A 15,697-nucleotide genomic window follows, 5' to 3' on the forward strand; every position below is an offset into this window, starting at 1 on the left:
CAAGCGAAGGATGAGGGGAATGATGGAGTCTTCTGCCGCGAAACATGCATTACTAACAATGTCACCTTTAATTAAGGCGGCCTTAGGGCTAGCGTTAATATTAGGTGTGGCACCGTATTCTTCAGCTGCAAACCGCTTAGTGGATGTTAAATACCACTCGGTCGTTGATCACCAGCTAGAGCTACAGTTGATATTTGAAGAGAATGTCGCAGAGCCAGAGATTAATCTCAATGCGTCACCCGCCCAAATTATTTTGGGATTTGATGACAGTTTATCTGGTTTAGAAAAATCGCGATTACCCGTCGATAATGTCGGCGTCAAAGCAGTGTCAACATCTCAAAATAGCGACAGGCTGAATGTGCTGGTGGACTTAACTAAGGTAAAGGCGTACCAAGGTAAAGTGCTTGGCAATATCTATAGATTAACGATTAATGATGAAGTTGTCGATCGCAGTGAAAGCTCGGTTAATCCATTTGTTAATGGTGTAAAAAACATTGATTTTCGTCGCACGACTGAAGGCGGTGGCGAGTTATTGATCAAACTGAATAACGCCTCAGTTGCCGCCAATGTTGAACAGATTGGAGCCAAATTAGAACTCAAATTATATAACACGGATATTGGCTCAGACCTGTTATATGTCATGGATGTACAAGACTTTGCCACTCCAGTTAGAAGTTTTGAAACTTTTAAAGAAGAACTTACCACCCGCTTACTCATCAATATTGAAGGTCAATATGATTTTGATTATAAGCAGGAGGGCGAGCTATTTCGCTTAAGTGTAAATAAGGCAGTAAGGGCGAATGTCGTAAAAGAAGAAAAGAAGTATGAGGGACGCTCGCTGTCACTTAACTTTCAGAGTATTTCGGTACGTACCGTGCTGCAAATCATTGCCGACTATAACAACTTTAACCTAGTCACTAGCGATACCGTTGAGGGGGACATTACCCTTAGACTCGATGATGTGCCATGGGACCAAGCTTTAGATTTAATTCTACAAACTAAAGGGCTAGATAAGCGCATCGAAGGCAATATTTTGATGGTTGCACCAGCCGAGGAGATGGCAATACGCGAAAGCCAAGAGCTTAAGAATATGCAGGAAGTGAAGGAGCTTGCTCCGCTTTACTCTGAATATTTACAGGTTAATTATGCTAAAGCGCTCGACATTGCCGCCTTGTTGAAAGGAGAAACGTCGAGCTTATTGTCTGCACGCGGTACGGTTGCAGTCGATGAACGAACCAATACCTTATTGGTTAAAGACACCGAAGAAAGTTTAGAAAATATTCACCGTTTAATTGAGGTATTAGACATTCCCATTCGTCAGGTTTTGATTGAATCGCGTATGGTTACGGTGAAAGATGATGTATCGGAAGACTTAGGAATTCGTTGGGGTATTACCGATCAACAGGGCAGCAAAGGCACTTCAGGTAGTTTAGGTGGCGCCAATGATATCGCTAACGGTATTGTGCCTGATATTGGTGATCGTCTTAATGTTAACCTACCTGCTGCCGCATCCAACCCCGCTAGTATTGCATTTCATGTGGCTAAGTTAGCCGATGGAACCTTACTGGATCTGGAGTTAAGCGCACTTGAGCAGGAAAGCAAAGGTGAGATCATCGCCAGTCCGCGCATTATGACCTCTAATCAAAAGGCGGCTTATATTGAGCAAGGTGTTGAGATCCCTTATGTGGAGTCGGCTTCTAGCGGTGCAGCAACGGTGCAGTTTAAGAAGGCAGTGTTATCGCTACGAGTAACACCGCAAATTACCCCGGACAACCGAGTTATTTTGGATCTTGAAATTACACAGGATTCACAGGGTAAAGTGGTGGATACTCCGCTTGGGCAGGCTGTTTCTATTGATACTCAACGTATTGGTACTCAAGTGCTAGTGGATCATGGCGAGACGATTGTGCTCGGCGGCATTTACCAGCAACAACTGATCAATCGCGTCAGTAAGGTACCAGTATTGGGTGATATTCCTTTCGTGGGCTATCTGTTTAGGAATACTTCTGATAAAAATGAACGTCAAGAGTTGCTCATTTTCGTAACGCCAAAAATCATTTCAGAAGAACTTTAAGCTTTGATGCTTATGGCAAAAAAGCCAGCGTGTAGACGCTGGTTTTTTTATAGGTGGGTATAATTTCATAGAATTTACTCGCATCACTTGCCTTTGAGGTGGGATAACTGAGATAATCCATGGTCAAGTCTCATTAGAGCAAGGTAACATTTAAGGTCGACCTGATTTTCTGGTTGGCGTAGGCAAACTTCATATAAGATTCAGACGTAAAGCAATGGCTGAAAAACGTAATATTTTCCTAGTAGGTCCTATGGGGGCTGGTAAAAGCACTATAGGTCGTCATCTGGCGCAGATGCTCCATTTAGAATTCCACGATTCAGATCAAGAAATTGAAAACCGCACTGGTGCGGATATTGCGTGGGTATTTGACGTTGAGGGCGAAGAGGGTTTTCGTCGTCGCGAAACACAAGTTGTCGCTGACTTAACTGAAAAACAAGGTATTGTTTTAGCAACTGGCGGCGGATCAATCGAGAGTAAAGATATTCGCAACAATCTTTCTGCTCGTGGCATAGTGGTCTATTTAGAGACCACTATCGACAAGCAAGTTGCGCGTACACAACGAGATAAGCGTCGTCCGTTACTACAAGTAGATGACCCTCGTGAAGTGTTAGAAAAACTTGCTGAAACGCGCAACCCTCTTTACGAAGAGATTGCTGATATCATCGTCAAAACCGATGAACAAAGTGCAAAAGTGGTTGCCAATCAAATTATTGAACAGTTAGGTTTTTAATCATTAGGCGGTAGCATGGAACGGATTCAGGTTGAACTTGGTGTACGTAGTTACCCGATTTATATTGGCCCGAATCTGCTGGAGAAGCTCGAATTATTTGAGCCGCACCTCCAGAACAAAAAAGTGCTTATCGTCAGCAATGATACAGTAGCGCCCCTGTACCTTGAAAGGGTACAGGCGCTATTGACTCCTTTTCAATGTGCTACGCCGGTCATCTTACCTGACGGTGAACAGTACAAAACATTAACAAGAATGGATGATATCTTGACCTCACTGCTGTCGCAGAACATGGGGCGAGATACTGTGCTTATCGCGCTGGGTGGCGGCGTTATCGGTGATATGACCGGTTTTGCAGCGGCTTGTTATCAACGCGGAGTCGACTTCATTCAAATACCGACGACATTATTATCTCAAGTTGACTCTTCTGTTGGCGGCAAAACGGCAGTTAATCATCCCTTAGGGAAAAATATGATTGGCGCGTTTTATCAACCGCAATTAGTGGTCATAGATACACAATGTTTACACACGCTACCGGCGAGAGAATTTGCTGCAGGTATGGCGGAGGTGATTAAGTACGGTATCATTTGGGATCAGGCTTTTTTCTGTTGGCTTGAAGATAATGTCGCGGCGCTGCAGCGGTTAGATGAATCGGCCTTACAATATGCGATTGCCCGTTGCTGCCAGATAAAAGCAGATGTTGTCGCACAAGATGAAACCGAACAAGGGGTGCGAGCCTTGCTCAATCTCGGCCACACCTTCGGCCATGCCATTGAGGCTGAAATGGGTTACGGTGTTTGGCTGCATGGTGAAGCGGTTGCTGCCGGTACTGTGCTTGCTGCTCAAACGGCTTGTAAAATGGATCTGATCGAACAAAGTGTTGTTGAGAGAATTACAACACTCTTTACTGCTTTCGATCTACCGACTCAGGCGCCTAATTGCATGGGTTTTGAACAGTTTATTAAGCATATGCGTCGTGATAAAAAAGTGCTTCAAGGCAAGCTTAGGTTAGTGTTACCCGAAGGCCTAGGCCAAGCGGGGATTTATGCTAACGTTCCTGAGCCTCTGTTAGAAGAGATCCTTTGCCGCGCTTAACTTGTGTGGTGATCTTGTGACATTTCAAGCTTCGATATTATTACCTAGCCAAGAATCCTTGCTGCATCGTTTGCAGCACGTGATCTTATATGGTCAGCAGTTGACCGTATTAACAGGTGATGATGGTGCAGGTAAAACCACCATAGTCACAGCGCTTGTCGATGCACTCGATGGGGTTAGTTCCGCCTTGGTTACGTGCCCGCAGCACGCCGATTGCGCTGAAATTCGTCGTAAAATCTTGGTGCAGTTATTGTCAGAACCTGTTTTCGATGATGAGTTGCCACTGCCAGAAACCCTGCTAGATTTAGCACAAGCTTTACCGACTCAGAGCCATATAGTGCTCGATGATGCTCACCATCTCCCGCTGGATATTTGGGCCGAATGCATAGTGTTAAGCCAAATGCAGTTGGTGGGTAAAAGCCTTTCGGTAACACTTACCGCCCCCAATGTATTTTTAGGCCAATTATTAGCACAACTGCCAGAGAGTCAACATCAACTGTTACTTCCCATGGTGATCGAGCCGTTAACCTATGCCGAGCGCGAGGCACTCTATTACACCTTGTTGCAGCGCAGTGAGCAAACCACGTTTACCCCCAGAGATATTGTTAAAGACCAACTGCAACAGCAGCGAGGTTTACCGAGTGAGGTGGTGACGTTACTGTCACTTGCGCTTGATGGCGAGCCTGACCCCCAAGTTAAAAGAGGCTGGCTTAAGCCGGCGCTACTGATACTGTTGGCTGGTATCATTGTCGTTGCTGGGTATGTTTACATGCTACCGGATGTTGAGCCACCAGTCTTACCTCAACAAGATACTGTCGCCTCCGTTCGTGCAAGAAGCGCTAATATCGCTTATGGTGAGGCGTTGTTAGCCCGCTATTTTTCAGGCTCGCAAGTGCCTCATGCTGAGGTGATTGTTGAAGGGTCGATAGTGGTCGTGCCCTTGCGGCATGATGCCGTGATAGCTGCTGAGCAGAGCGTGGAAAATCCGTTAAGTGATGTCGTAGAGGCCGAATATAGTGAAGTGGGGCAGTTTGAAACCATCAGTAGCGATAGGGCGGAGATGCAGCTGCATAATGATAAGGTGGAGGTTTTTGCTGTCAAAAATGATGCTGCTGCAGTGGCAACACCAGCGCTACAGCCACAGCCAGAGGTTGAGTCGAGCCAGAATAATAGCGGTGCATTAAACAACCAAATGCCACAGGTGGGCTACACATTACAACTAGCCAGTGTTAAAAAGCTCAAGTCACTCAATGAAGTGATTGCACAGCTTGATGGCTCAGATAATATCAAAGTAGCACGCTATAAGCAGCGCTGGGTCGTGCTATACGGGCGTTATAACTCTCGTGAACAGGCAATGGCAGCAGCCCTGCGTTTACAAAATGAATTAGGAGTTGCACCACCTTGGTTGCGAGTGTGGAGTGATTTATCTCAATATGAGTTACAACAACGGCTCCCGACTCGTGAAATTCAATAATAAACAGAGTACAATCGGCACCTTGTTTTCATGGCGCATTCAATCGATTTAGATGATTAAAAAGCAAAGGGCCTTTCTTAAGTGGGCTGGTGGAAAATTTAAGCTGGTTGATGCTCTCACGCAACACCTTCCCCAAGGCGACCGATTAGTCGAACCTTTTGTCGGTGCTGGTTCAGTATTTCTCAATACTGATTACCAGCAGTACCTGCTATGCGATATTAATCATGACTTGATTAACCTGTACAAAATCGTGCAAGCCACCCCTGAAAAGTACATTCGGGCGGCTAAGGCAATGTTTGTCGATGCTAAGAATGACAAACAAGTCTATTACCAAGTTCGCAGCGAATTTAATCAGGTAAGCGATCCATTTTTACGTTCGGTCTATTTTCTCTATATGAATCGTCACGGCTTTAATGGTTTGTGCCGCTACAATAAGAAAGGCGGCTTTAATGTGCCTTTTGGCTCATATAAAAGACCCTACTTCCCTCACGATGAGATCATGGCGTTTGCCGAAAAAGCTCAGCAGGCGGAGTTTCGCTGTATCGGATACGAAGAGGCGTTCAGCTTTACCCAAAGTGGTGACGTTGTTTATTGCGATCCGCCGTATGCGCCATTATCGACGACAGCCAGTTTTACCACCTATGTGGGCTCAGGTTTTAGCTTAGATGATCAGGCATTACTGGCCCGAAAGGCGCGGCACACCGCGATTGATCGTGGTATTCCCGTGTTAATTAGTAATCATGACATTCCATTAACCCGCGAGCTCTATCACGGTGCCCGTTTCGATACCATTCAGGTGCAACGTAACATTAGCCAAAATGGCAGTGGGCGTAAAAAAGTGGATGAGTTGATGGCGCTATATGATGATAGATATCATAGCGAAAACGATTAAGTCAGTACCAGATTAACAATAACGATTAAGCCTATCACCAAGCCAATGGCTAAAATTATCCCCATGATAAGATAGGGGATAGCAGAGTGAGATTGAAAGTCTCGCTGGCGGTTATGCTCGGTTTGCACGCCAAAAAAAGCAGCTAAAGTGCTAAATAGTAGTTGGATGAGGGAGCGCCTTTTAGTAGCGATTTTTTGGGCTCGTGGGATTAATGTCATCCATCGGGCTGCTTTTATGGCCATGGAGTAATTCTAGTAGGTCGACAAAATGGAACTGACTCGAGCGGCTGTTACCTGTTAACCAATTTATCCAGCTAACATTATCCGATGGTTGCGGACAGCGATTAGCCGGGTGACTTGCAGGTAATGCCGAGTTATAAGCGGTATTGCTATCATGTTCACAGGTCGATGAGTTAGTGCTCTGGATATTCCCCTTAACGTTTACGGTTACAACCCCGACAGCAAATGCTGTAAACGCCAGCAGTCCTGCTGACTTAAGGTTGCCCGACAGTTTTAGCTTATTATTCATGTCTACATCCTGTATCGCACGTAAATATAACAATTGGCAACATTATAGCAAAGCCGTTTATATTTTGAACATCTATTTCCACAGGCGTTCAAGCGGCCTGAATAAAAGCACTCATTTCTGAGTTTGAGCACATTTAATGCCACTAAAGCCCTAGAGAGGCAGTAAGGCATTGAGGTAGAATAGCGTATTTATTATCCACACTAGTGAGTTAACCATGCGTCCATTTTTAATTGCTCCCTCGATTCTTTCTGCCGATTTTGCCCGCCTTGGGGAAGATGTTGATGCCGTGCTCAGTGCGGGTGCCGATGTCGTTCACTTTGATGTGATGGACAATCATTACGTACCTAACCTAACCATAGGTCCTATGGTGTGTAAGGCGCTGCGTGACTATGGTGTCACGGCCGATATAGATGTGCACCTAATGGTTAAGCCTGTGGATCGTATTATTCCGGACTTTGCTGACGCTGGTGCGTCGATCATCACCTTTCACCCAGAAGCCTCAGAGCATATCGATAGAAGCTTACAGTTAATTAAAGAGGCGGGCTGTAAGGCTGGGCTGGTGTTTAATCCTGGTACGCCACTGCATTATCTTGATCATGTGATGGATAAGCTGGATGTGATTTTATTGATGTCAGTTAACCCTGGATTTGGCGGTCAGTCGTTTATTCCATCAACACTGGACAAATTACGTCAAGTGCGTCAGCGCATCGACGCCAGTGGCTTTGATATTCGTCTCGAAGTCGATGGCGGCGTTAAGGTCGACAACATTGCCGAAATTGCTGCCGCTGGCGCCGATATGTTTGTGGCGGGCTCGGCGATTTTTAGCCAACCAGATTATAAAGCGGTCATTGATGAGATGCGCGTAGAACTGGCGAAAACAGAGGTTAAGTCATGATCCATGCAAAGCAAATTAAGGCAATAGCCTTTGATCTAGACGGTACGCTCATCGACAGTGTGCCTGATCTTGCAGCCGCCACCAATGCCATGCTGGCAGAGCTAAATCTGCCTAGCTGTAGTGAGCCACAGGTACGTTCGTGGGTGGGCAATGGTGCCGAAAAGTTAGCCGAGCGAGCACTCAGCTTTGCCCATGATAGGGTGATAGATGCGGCCGAATTAGCCGATGCTATGCCGCTGTTTATGCGCCATTATCAAGCCAATTTACAGCAACACAGTAAATTGTATGACGGTGTTAAGCCGGTATTACAGCAGCTGCATGCCGCCGGATATCGCTTGGCTGTGGTCACGAATAAGCCTTATCGTTTTACCATGCCCTTACTCGAGGCCTTCGACATTGCCGAGTTCTTTAGCCTAGTGCTGGGCGGTGACTCGTTAGCCAAAATGAAACCCGATCCTATGCCGTTAACTCACCTATTAACCCAGTGGCAGTTAACACCAGAGCAGCTTTTAATGGTGGGCGATTCTAAAAACGACATTTTAGCGGCCAAAGCGGCGGGTATTGCCTCAATCGGCTTGACCTATGGGTATAACTACGGTGAAGATATCGGGCTCAGCGGTCCAAGCGCCGTATGTGAACAATTTAGTGAAATAACAGCATTAATTAACTTAACTGCTGAATCAACGGAGCAATAAACGAATGACTGCAAAACCTATCGTGTTTAGTGGTGCTCAACCATCTGGTGAGCTGAGTATTGGTAACTACATGGGTGCTCTGCGTCAGTGGGTGGGTATGCAAGACAGTCATGACTGTATTTATTGCGTTGTCGATCTCCATGCGATCACCGTTAGACAAGATCCGATTAAATTACGTGAAGCCTGTCTAGACACGCTAGCCATCTATTTGGCCTGCGGTATCGATCCTAAAAAGAGCACCGTCTTTTTACAGTCTCAGGTTCCTCAGCATACGCAATTAAGCTGGGCGTTAAACTGCTACACCCAAATGGGTGAGCTAAATCGAATGACCCAGTTCAAAGATAAGTCACAAAAACATGCCAATAATATCAACGTAGGTTTGTTCGATTATCCCGTATTGATGGCGGCCGACATTTTGCTGTATCAAGCCAACGAAGTGCCTGTTGGCCAAGATCAGAAACAGCACTTAGAGTTAACGCGTGATATTGCGACTCGCTTTAATAATGCCTATGGCGATACTTTTGTGGTACCAGAGCCCTTTATTCCGGCAACGGGGGCTAAGGTGATGTCGCTGCAAGATCCGTTGAAGAAGATGTCTAAGTCTGACGATAATCGTAATAATGTTATCGGCTTACTTGAAGATCCTAAAGCGATCATGAAGAAAGTCAAAAAAGCGATGACCGATAGTGAAGAGCCACCAGTGGTGCGTTTTGATGTCGATGCTAAGCCAGGCGTGTCTAACTTGCTGAGTTTAATGTCGGGCTGTACTGGCCAGTCGATTGCCAGTCTGGAAGCCGAGTTTGAAGGTAAGATGTATGGTCATTTAAAAGTGGCCACAGGTGAAGCTGTAGTGAATATGTTGGAGCCACTACAAGCGCGTTTTCACGAATTTAGAGCCGATCAAACCTTCCTTAATCAAGTGATGCAAGAAGGGGCTGAAAAAGCACGAGCGCGTGCCGAGGTTACGCTGAAGCAGGTATACGAAAAGATTGGCCTTATCGTCTAATCGATAGCCAATATTTTGTGTTAAAAAGCCAGCTAAGCTGGCTTTTTGCATTGCCACCAATGAAAACGTTCTATTGCTGCAGCAGGAGCCAATTAATAAAACTGGCGATGGCAGGTTCTTTGACGCGGCGTTGTTTGCATAAAAAGTTGAACTCAAATCCAGTATCTATGCTGGGAAAGGGCAGCGCGATGAGACGGTGGCGAGCAATATCGTCGGCCACCATAAAATCCGATGCTAAGGCCACGCCTTGGCCTGCAATCGCCGCTTCAATGGCGAGTAACACATGGCTAAAAAGGTGCTGCTTAGTATGGCGAGTCACGGCAAGCTGATGATGGGCTAACCAACGCTGCCAATCGAGCCCCAGCGGCCCCTCATCGACGGTCAGTAAAGGTTGCTTTATCAACCAAGGTAGATCCAGCGTCTGCCCTTGATTGACAAAGTCGGGACTGCAAACCGGGATAAGGCGTTCTCGATGAAGCAGTTGTTGCCAATAGCCTTTTTGTTGTTTTTGCCCGGTAATAAACATATCGGCTTCACTATGGGACAGCACAGGATCGTCGGTGACCATGTCGAGGCGGATCTGAATTTCGGGTTGATGCCGCCTAAATTCACTTAGGCGTGGGATCAACCATTTCACTGCAAATGAGCTGTATACCGCTAAGCGTAATGCTTGTTGCTGCTCACCAATCATCTGTTGATTGAGCACGCTCAATTCATTAAAAATTCGTGCCGCTTCTTGGTAGAGCAGTTGTCCTTTAGCGGTGAGTTTTAATACGCGTCCTTCACGCTTAAACAAGGGTTGCGCAAAATGCTCTTCAAGCAGCCGAATTTGATGCGACACCGCGCTTTGGGTAATGCACAGCTCATCGGCCGCACGGGAGAAGTGTTGCTGACGCGCGGCGGCTTCAAAAACCTGCAATGCCCTTAGTGGCGGAATTTTTCTCATTGAAGTGCCTCTTGCGATCTCATTTGGTTGAGGTATGAATTTAATTCATCTATTAAAAGAAATCATCACTTCTGCTTTAGTTTTTTGCTGCTTATGATGCAGCCATTATGGGAGATAGTTGAGATACCGCCAATGCCGCGAAATATTGTGATTGGGCTGGGGCTACTGATTCTGGGCAATGTATTTAGTGCGCTATACGATGTCTCGATTAAGTGGTTGCCACAAGAGAGTAACGCGGCAATGTTTTTGCTGCTGCGACAAATGACGGCCATCGTGATGATGCTGCCGTTATGGTGCTATGCCGGCCGACCGCGATCGCAGTTTATGAAGTTACATGCGCTGCGAGCTAATAGTGGTGCTATTGGGGCGTTATGCTTGATAGCAGGGTTATTAGCGTTGCCATTGGCCACAGTAGGCTCGCTGTTTTACTCGGCGCCGTTAATGATCATTGTCATGGGGATGCTGTTTCTTAATGAGCAATTAACGCGCACGCAAGTGATGGTGGCTGTGCTGGGCTTTATTGGCATAGTGATCATATTACGTCCGAGTGAGCTCAACATGGCAGGATTAGCTGTGCTGTTTTCTGCCATGATGTTTGCAGGTAATCAATTAGCGCTGCGTAAACTGCCTAGCACCGAAGCGGCAAGCCTTACCGTGATGCTATATAACTTACTCAGCCTACCGCTGGTGGCCTTAATTGCCGCGTTAACAGGGTTTATTGGTTTTAGCTGGCAAATGTTAGGGGTGGCAATATTAAGTAACGGCTTTTTGCTGGCGTATCAGCTGTTTTGTGTATTGGCGTATCGCCGAGCACAGGCGGGCGATATTGCGGTGGCCGAATACAGTGGCTTGTTATTTGCTATCTTTTTTGGCTGGCTGTGGTTTGATGAATGGCTCGATGGGCTCAGCTGGTTTGGCGCGGCATTAATTGTATTGCCATCGCTGATTTTTCCACAAATTAAGTTGGCACTGGCTAAGCGAAAGCTGGCGTTGTCTTCACTGTAGCCATTATGCCTGGCGCCAATTAGGTACTAGGCGTCTCGAGCACTTTGATCACTTTACGCACGCCAGCAGTATTGCGGGCTATGTCTACCGCGAGATCGGCTTGCTCGCGACTGACGACGCCAAGCAAAAACACCTCGCCGTTTTCGGTGATCACCTTAATACGGGTAATATCGAGTGCGTTGTCATTGAGCATACGCGTTTTGACTTTGGTGGTGATCCAAGTGTCATTACTGCGCGTGGTAAAAGAGGTGGGGTTACCTATGCGAATCTGATTATGGATCTTACCCCCTAGGTTGAGCCCTTGGATGATATTAATCGCCTTGTCACGCAACATAGAGTTAGGTGCTTGGCCGATAACCAGCACATTACCATTCATGGCGATACCGGTAATATTAGTTTGGTTTTTAATATCATCGTGGGCGCCTAGGGCGCTCGATATTTGGAAGTCCGCATTGGTGTCATCGATTTGCGTCGAAAAACTCCGCTCATCGTTGACCATCATGGCACCACCAACCGCACCGACCATTACAGCACCGGCGCAGCCTTGAAGCAGTAAAGCAATAGCAATTAATGGGAGCCAAGCTCTCATGCTTGCTCGTCCTGCGGGAATAGCGTGCGATCGATATTGTCGCAGAGGCAATGGATCACCAATAAATGCACCTCTTGGATACGCGCGGTCACATTCGAGGGCACACGTACTTCAACATCGTTAGTGCCCATCAGGCCTGCCATCGCGCCGCCATCTTTACCTGTTAGGGCCACGATAGTCATATCACGGCTCAGCGCCGCTTCCATCGCCTTGATGACGTTACCCGAATTACCACTGGTTGAAATCGCCAGTAGAATATCGCCAGGTTGACCTAGGGCTAAGATTTGCTTAGAAAAGATCTCGTCATAGCTGTAATCGTTACCGATAGCCGTAATGGTTGAGGTGTCAGTGGTTAACGCGATAGCCGGTAACGGTGGACGCTCAATCTCATAACGGTTAAGCAGCTCGGCCGAGAAATGCTGTGCATCACCAGCGCTACCACCATTACCACAAGCTAGAATTTTGTTGCCACCTAATAGGCATTGCACCATCATTTCAGCTGCTTTCTCAATCGACTCAGGCAATGCTTCAGCAGCATCGATTTTGGTTTGGATTGAGTGAGTAAAACTATCTTTAATACGTTCTAACATGGGTAGGTCCTTAAAAAACAATAACTCTGTCAACAAGCCTTTACTTGTGTGCATGAGGCTTAGTGATCACTAAAATGCATTGGTGATCCAATTTATATCATTGGCATCTATGGCGACGACATCAAAGCGGCATTGTGCATCAATATGATTGCGCTGCATATAATGATTTGCTGCTCGACGTAGTCGCTCGATTTGGCCTCGGCTAATCGCGTGTATTGCACCACCAAACTGTTTAGATTGGCGGTATTTTACCTCAATAAAAATCCATTTTTGGCCCTCATTCATGATGAGGTCAATTTCACCAAACGGGTAGCGCACATTGCGTTCGACGAATGTCAGCCCTTGAGCCTGCAAATAAGCTAACGCCGCATCTTCTGCTGAGCGGCCTCGGCTTAAATGGGCTGGCAGCGTCATAGTGGTCGCAGATTTCCGCGTTGATAACGTCCCCAGCTTAGCTGGCGGTTAATAGTACCATCCGGCGCGGCCGAAAGCAGTCCACTGCCACCAGAATATTGATAACCCGGTAAGGCTCGCATCTGGGCTAATTTACTCACCAATTGCAGCGCATCATAACCCATAATATAGAGGCGTTTTTGACTGTTGCTCCAGTTGGGCCACAGCTTAGCCACCTCTGCCGTTTCGGCATTGGCTTTTAATAGCCAAGGGATATCACTAATGGTGAGGTTATTGAGCTCCTGTGCGACGCTACGAGAGTTTCCTTCGATGCGGCTTCGACTAGTGCTGTAAAGTGGTACTGGCTGAGCAAACACACTGAAATTAACGTCGATAAAGGGTTTAAGTAAGGGCAGGTCTTGGCTGCTGGAGATCATGTAAATAGCATCAATATCGCGACGAGAGCGAAAGTCTGCCTCAATTTGATTACCCAGTAAGGCTTTAATGCGCGCAATGCGCTCTTTACTGTCAATCACGCCCAGTGACTTTTGCACTGTCACCTTCATTTCATCGCCACTATTATAAAAGTGTACCTCAGCAGTTTCCTCAGTCAGGGCTTGCCACTTTTCGTTAAAGGCATCGGCCATGCGGCGGCCGATATTATCATTGCTGGCTAATAGGAGCGGCCTTTCAACCCCGTCTTTAAACAGCTTTTGCGCGGCATCGATAGCCTCGTCGGTTGGCGACAAGGCGAAGAAAAACTGATCGGCATTAGGGGTTATGTTGTCGGCTTTATTCAGAAACAGTTGCGGCAATGGTGTGTTCTGTGGCGCCGCATTTTGCGCCTCAAGAATGGTGGCAACTTCCGATTGTAGTAGTGGGCCTATAATAAATTCGGCGCCAGCATTCACCGCCTGCTGGTAGGCGATATCGGCCCCCTGAGCTGAGTCGAAAAAGTTCACCGAAACCGAATCGTCAGGATTTGCCAGATAACTCGAGACAATACCTTGCTTAATTGGGTTAGCGATAGCGGCTCTTGAGCCGCTAAGCGGTAATAACACCGCGATATTTTTGGGTCTGTATGGCTTAGCGTTAACCGCACGCTCAAGATCCGTTGGCAGCTTCATGGCTGCTGGGTGGCGCGGATTATCATGTTGCCAAGCCGATAATTGCTGCACGAGCACTTGCGGATCTATGGCATAATGCTTAGCAATATACGCCAGCTGTAACCAACCGGTAAAAACCGGGGTGCTGGTATCTTGGCTAAATGACAACAAGGTTTGTTCATGCAGCGGCTGTAAAATCCGCCAAATCTCGTCATTAACCCGATATGAGTCTGGCTTAGGAAGATAAAGGCTCAGCAGGCTCAATTGTCTTGCTTGTTCGATAGGCTGTTTAATCAATTGGTAGAGGCGCGCCTTAAGCTGGTAATAGTTAGCCATTTGCCATTCGGCTAAGCGCCACTGACTTGGATAATTGAGCTGGGCGAGTGCATCATCATAAGTCGAGGTAAGCTCTAGCACGCGTGCGGTTAAATATTTATGTTGCGCTAACAGTTCTGGCTTTTGCACTAAGTTAGCTTTGATTGACGCCAATGTTTGCGCCGCATTAGTGGTATCGCCCTGATTAATAAAGGCGTGGGCCGCTTGCAACATGAGTCTATCGCGTTGCTCTGCAGATGATGCCTTTGCAGCATCGGCTAAATACTGTGAGGCATTGAGTGGCGCGCTGCTCAAAGAGACCTGGCTTTGGGTCTCCTTAACTGGCGGTGTCGAAGTGGCACAACCAAATAACACCGTTGATAAAACCGCGATAAAGATAAATTTAGTTGTATTCAGTCTTTTTAACACAGGACTTCACTCTGGTAAGATGCTGGCTGTAGTTTAACCTGCTCTTCAGCTTGACGAAAGTCTTGTGACAATCATTACAGAGGTAGATATGGACCTGTCGGTCGCGCTTTACATAGTTCCAACCCCCATAGGCAACCTTGGAGACATCAGTACTCGTGCAATCGAGGTGCTGAATCAGGTGTCACTTATCGCCTGCGAAGACACGCGTCACAGTGGTAAATTACTTAGCCATTTTGGTATCGAAACCCGTAAAACGGCGCTACATGATCATAATGAAAGGGATCGTGCCCAGTGGATCATTCAAAAACTGTCCAATGGCGAAGCGGTCGCGTTAATCTCTGATGCGGGCACGCCTTTGATTTCAGACCCCGGATATCACTTGGTTTCTCAGGTGCGAGAGGCAGGTTACAACGTTATTCCGCTACCTGGGCCTTGTGCTGCCATTACCGCACTGAGTGCGTCAGGGTTACCATCGGATCGCTTTTCTTTTGAAGGCTTCTTGCCGGCCAAAGAGAAGGGCCGCCTCGATAAGTTAACCGAACTGGCTGAAGATCCACGTACGCTGATTTTTTATGAATCGCCTCACCGCATCGTCCACAGTCTCGAATCTATCGTGGCCGCGCTAGGCGAAGATCGCCATGTGGTGATGGCGCGAGAAGTGACTAAGACCTTCGAAACCTTCCTCTCAGGCTCGGCCGCTGAAATCTTGCAGACGGTAAAGCAAGATCCTAATCAGCAAAAAGGTGAAATTGTGCTGATGTGCCATGGTCATCGAATTAATGATGATGAAGGCATCCCAACGGTGGCTATCAACACGCTTAAACTGTTAATTGAAGAGTTACCGTTAAAAAAGGCTGCTGCCATCGCTGCACAGATCCACGGATTGAAGAAAAATGCCCTATATAAATATGGCTTAGAGATCGGATTGTAATCGATTA

The 15,697-nt window shown here is 46.8% G+C and carries 17 protein-coding genes; 10 read left to right on the forward strand and 7 right to left on the reverse strand.

Translation table 11 applies throughout. From position 1 onward, the window contains the following. Positions 1 to 22: 22 nt before the first annotated feature. From AC5YBX_RS01010 to AC5YBX_RS01030, 5 genes are all read left to right on the forward strand, one after another. Positions 23 to 2,074, forward strand: a complete 2,052-nt coding sequence (locus AC5YBX_RS01010) for a type IV pilus secretin PilQ (protein WP_494521553.1) — start codon at positions 23 to 25, stop codon at positions 2,072 to 2,074. Between the two features lie 214 nt (positions 2,075 to 2,288). Further along, the gene (aroK, locus tag AC5YBX_RS01015) at positions 2,289 to 2,804 is read left to right on the forward strand and encodes a shikimate kinase AroK (RefSeq protein WP_475515531.1); all 516 of its coding nucleotides are present in this window, start codon (positions 2,289 to 2,291) and stop codon (positions 2,802 to 2,804) included. 15 nt (positions 2,805 to 2,819) lie between these two features. Next, positions 2,820 to 3,896: a 3-dehydroquinate synthase gene (aroB, locus tag AC5YBX_RS01020; RefSeq protein ID WP_475515532.1), complete on the forward strand. Its 1,077-nt coding sequence runs from the start codon at positions 2,820 to 2,822 to the stop codon at positions 3,894 to 3,896. A 16-nt stretch (positions 3,897 to 3,912) separates the two neighbouring features. Then, a complete protein-coding gene (locus AC5YBX_RS01025; protein WP_494520329.1) occupies positions 3,913 to 5,370 on the forward strand; it encodes an AAA family ATPase in 1,458 nt (485 codons plus the stop codon). Between the two features lie 52 nt (positions 5,371 to 5,422). Then, positions 5,423 to 6,262, forward strand: a complete 840-nt coding sequence (locus tag AC5YBX_RS01030; RefSeq protein ID WP_475515534.1) for a Dam family site-specific DNA-(adenine-N6)-methyltransferase — start codon at positions 5,423 to 5,425, stop codon at positions 6,260 to 6,262. Here AC5YBX_RS01030 and AC5YBX_RS01035 read toward each other — a convergent pair. Both AC5YBX_RS01035 and AC5YBX_RS01040 read right to left on the reverse strand, forming a co-directional pair. Continuing rightward, positions 6,259 to 6,480 (reverse strand): DUF2970 domain-containing protein, encoded by a 222-nt coding sequence (locus tag AC5YBX_RS01035; RefSeq protein WP_475515535.1) that lies wholly within the window; start codon positions 6,478 to 6,480, stop codon positions 6,259 to 6,261. The two genes, AC5YBX_RS01030 and AC5YBX_RS01035, sit on opposite strands and share 4 nt — an antisense overlap. Next, positions 6,443 to 6,790, reverse strand: coding sequence for a hypothetical protein (locus tag AC5YBX_RS01040; RefSeq protein ID WP_475515536.1), 348 nt, complete (start codon positions 6,788 to 6,790; stop codon positions 6,443 to 6,445). Before AC5YBX_RS01040 ends, AC5YBX_RS01035 begins: the two co-directional genes overlap by 38 nt. Before the next feature lie 214 nt (positions 6,791 to 7,004). Here AC5YBX_RS01040 and rpe point away from each other — a divergent pair, with 214 nt between their 5' ends. The 3 genes from rpe to trpS are packed head-to-tail and all read left to right on the forward strand — an operon-like array spanning position 7,005 to position 9,386. Further along, positions 7,005 to 7,685, forward strand: coding sequence for a ribulose-phosphate 3-epimerase (gene rpe / locus AC5YBX_RS01045; protein ID WP_475515537.1), 681 nt, complete (start codon positions 7,005 to 7,007; stop codon positions 7,683 to 7,685). Then, positions 7,682 to 8,380 (forward strand): phosphoglycolate phosphatase, encoded by a 699-nt coding sequence (locus AC5YBX_RS01050; protein ID WP_475515538.1) that lies wholly within the window; start codon positions 7,682 to 7,684, stop codon positions 8,378 to 8,380. The genes rpe and AC5YBX_RS01050 overlap by 4 nt, the downstream gene beginning before the upstream one ends. A gap of 4 nt (positions 8,381 to 8,384) precedes the next feature. Next, the gene (trpS, locus tag AC5YBX_RS01055) at positions 8,385 to 9,386 is read left to right on the forward strand and encodes a tryptophan--tRNA ligase (protein WP_475515539.1); all 1,002 of its coding nucleotides are present in this window, start codon (positions 8,385 to 8,387) and stop codon (positions 9,384 to 9,386) included. A 70-nt stretch (positions 9,387 to 9,456) separates the two neighbouring features. Here trpS and AC5YBX_RS01060 read toward each other — a convergent pair whose 3' ends face one another. Continuing rightward, positions 9,457 to 10,332, reverse strand: a complete 876-nt coding sequence (locus AC5YBX_RS01060) for a LysR substrate-binding domain-containing protein (RefSeq protein WP_494524223.1) — start codon at positions 10,330 to 10,332, stop codon at positions 9,457 to 9,459. Positions 10,333 to 10,464: 132 nt separating this feature from the next. Between AC5YBX_RS01060 and AC5YBX_RS01065 the strand changes: the two genes are divergently transcribed. Further along, on the forward strand, positions 10,465 to 11,337 hold the full coding sequence (locus AC5YBX_RS01065; protein WP_494524224.1) for a DMT family transporter: 873 nt from the start codon (positions 10,465 to 10,467) through the stop codon (positions 11,335 to 11,337). A 19-nt stretch (positions 11,338 to 11,356) separates the two neighbouring features. Here the strand turns inward: AC5YBX_RS01065 and dolP are convergent, their stop codons facing one another. The 4 genes from dolP to AC5YBX_RS01085 form a co-directional block, all read right to left on the reverse strand. Next, positions 11,357 to 11,926 carry a division/outer membrane stress-associated lipid-binding lipoprotein gene (gene dolP, locus AC5YBX_RS01070; protein ID WP_475515541.1) on the reverse strand — a complete coding sequence of 190 codons (570 nt, stop codon included), beginning with the start codon at positions 11,924 to 11,926 and terminating at the stop codon, positions 11,357 to 11,359. Continuing rightward, positions 11,923 to 12,516 (reverse strand): phosphoheptose isomerase, encoded by a 594-nt coding sequence (locus AC5YBX_RS01075; protein WP_110459085.1) that lies wholly within the window; start codon positions 12,514 to 12,516, stop codon positions 11,923 to 11,925. Before AC5YBX_RS01075 ends, dolP begins: the two co-directional genes overlap by 4 nt. 69 nt (positions 12,517 to 12,585) lie before the next feature. Next, positions 12,586 to 12,930 carry a YraN family protein gene (locus tag AC5YBX_RS01080; protein WP_475515542.1) on the reverse strand — a complete coding sequence of 115 codons (345 nt, stop codon included), beginning with the start codon at positions 12,928 to 12,930 and terminating at the stop codon, positions 12,586 to 12,588. Further along, positions 12,927 to 14,759 (reverse strand): penicillin-binding protein activator, encoded by a 1,833-nt coding sequence (locus tag AC5YBX_RS01085; protein WP_494524225.1) that lies wholly within the window; start codon positions 14,757 to 14,759, stop codon positions 12,927 to 12,929. The genes AC5YBX_RS01080 and AC5YBX_RS01085 overlap by 4 nt, the downstream gene beginning before the upstream one ends. A gap of 88 nt (positions 14,760 to 14,847) precedes the next feature. Here AC5YBX_RS01085 and rsmI point away from each other — a divergent pair, with 88 nt between their 5' ends. Then, positions 14,848 to 15,690, forward strand: a complete 843-nt coding sequence (rsmI, locus tag AC5YBX_RS01090; protein WP_110459018.1) for a 16S rRNA (cytidine(1402)-2'-O)-methyltransferase — start codon at positions 14,848 to 14,850, stop codon at positions 15,688 to 15,690. The last annotated feature ends 7 nt before the right edge of the window (positions 15,691 to 15,697 follow it).

This window comes from Shewanella sp. 492 (assembly GCF_059338445.1).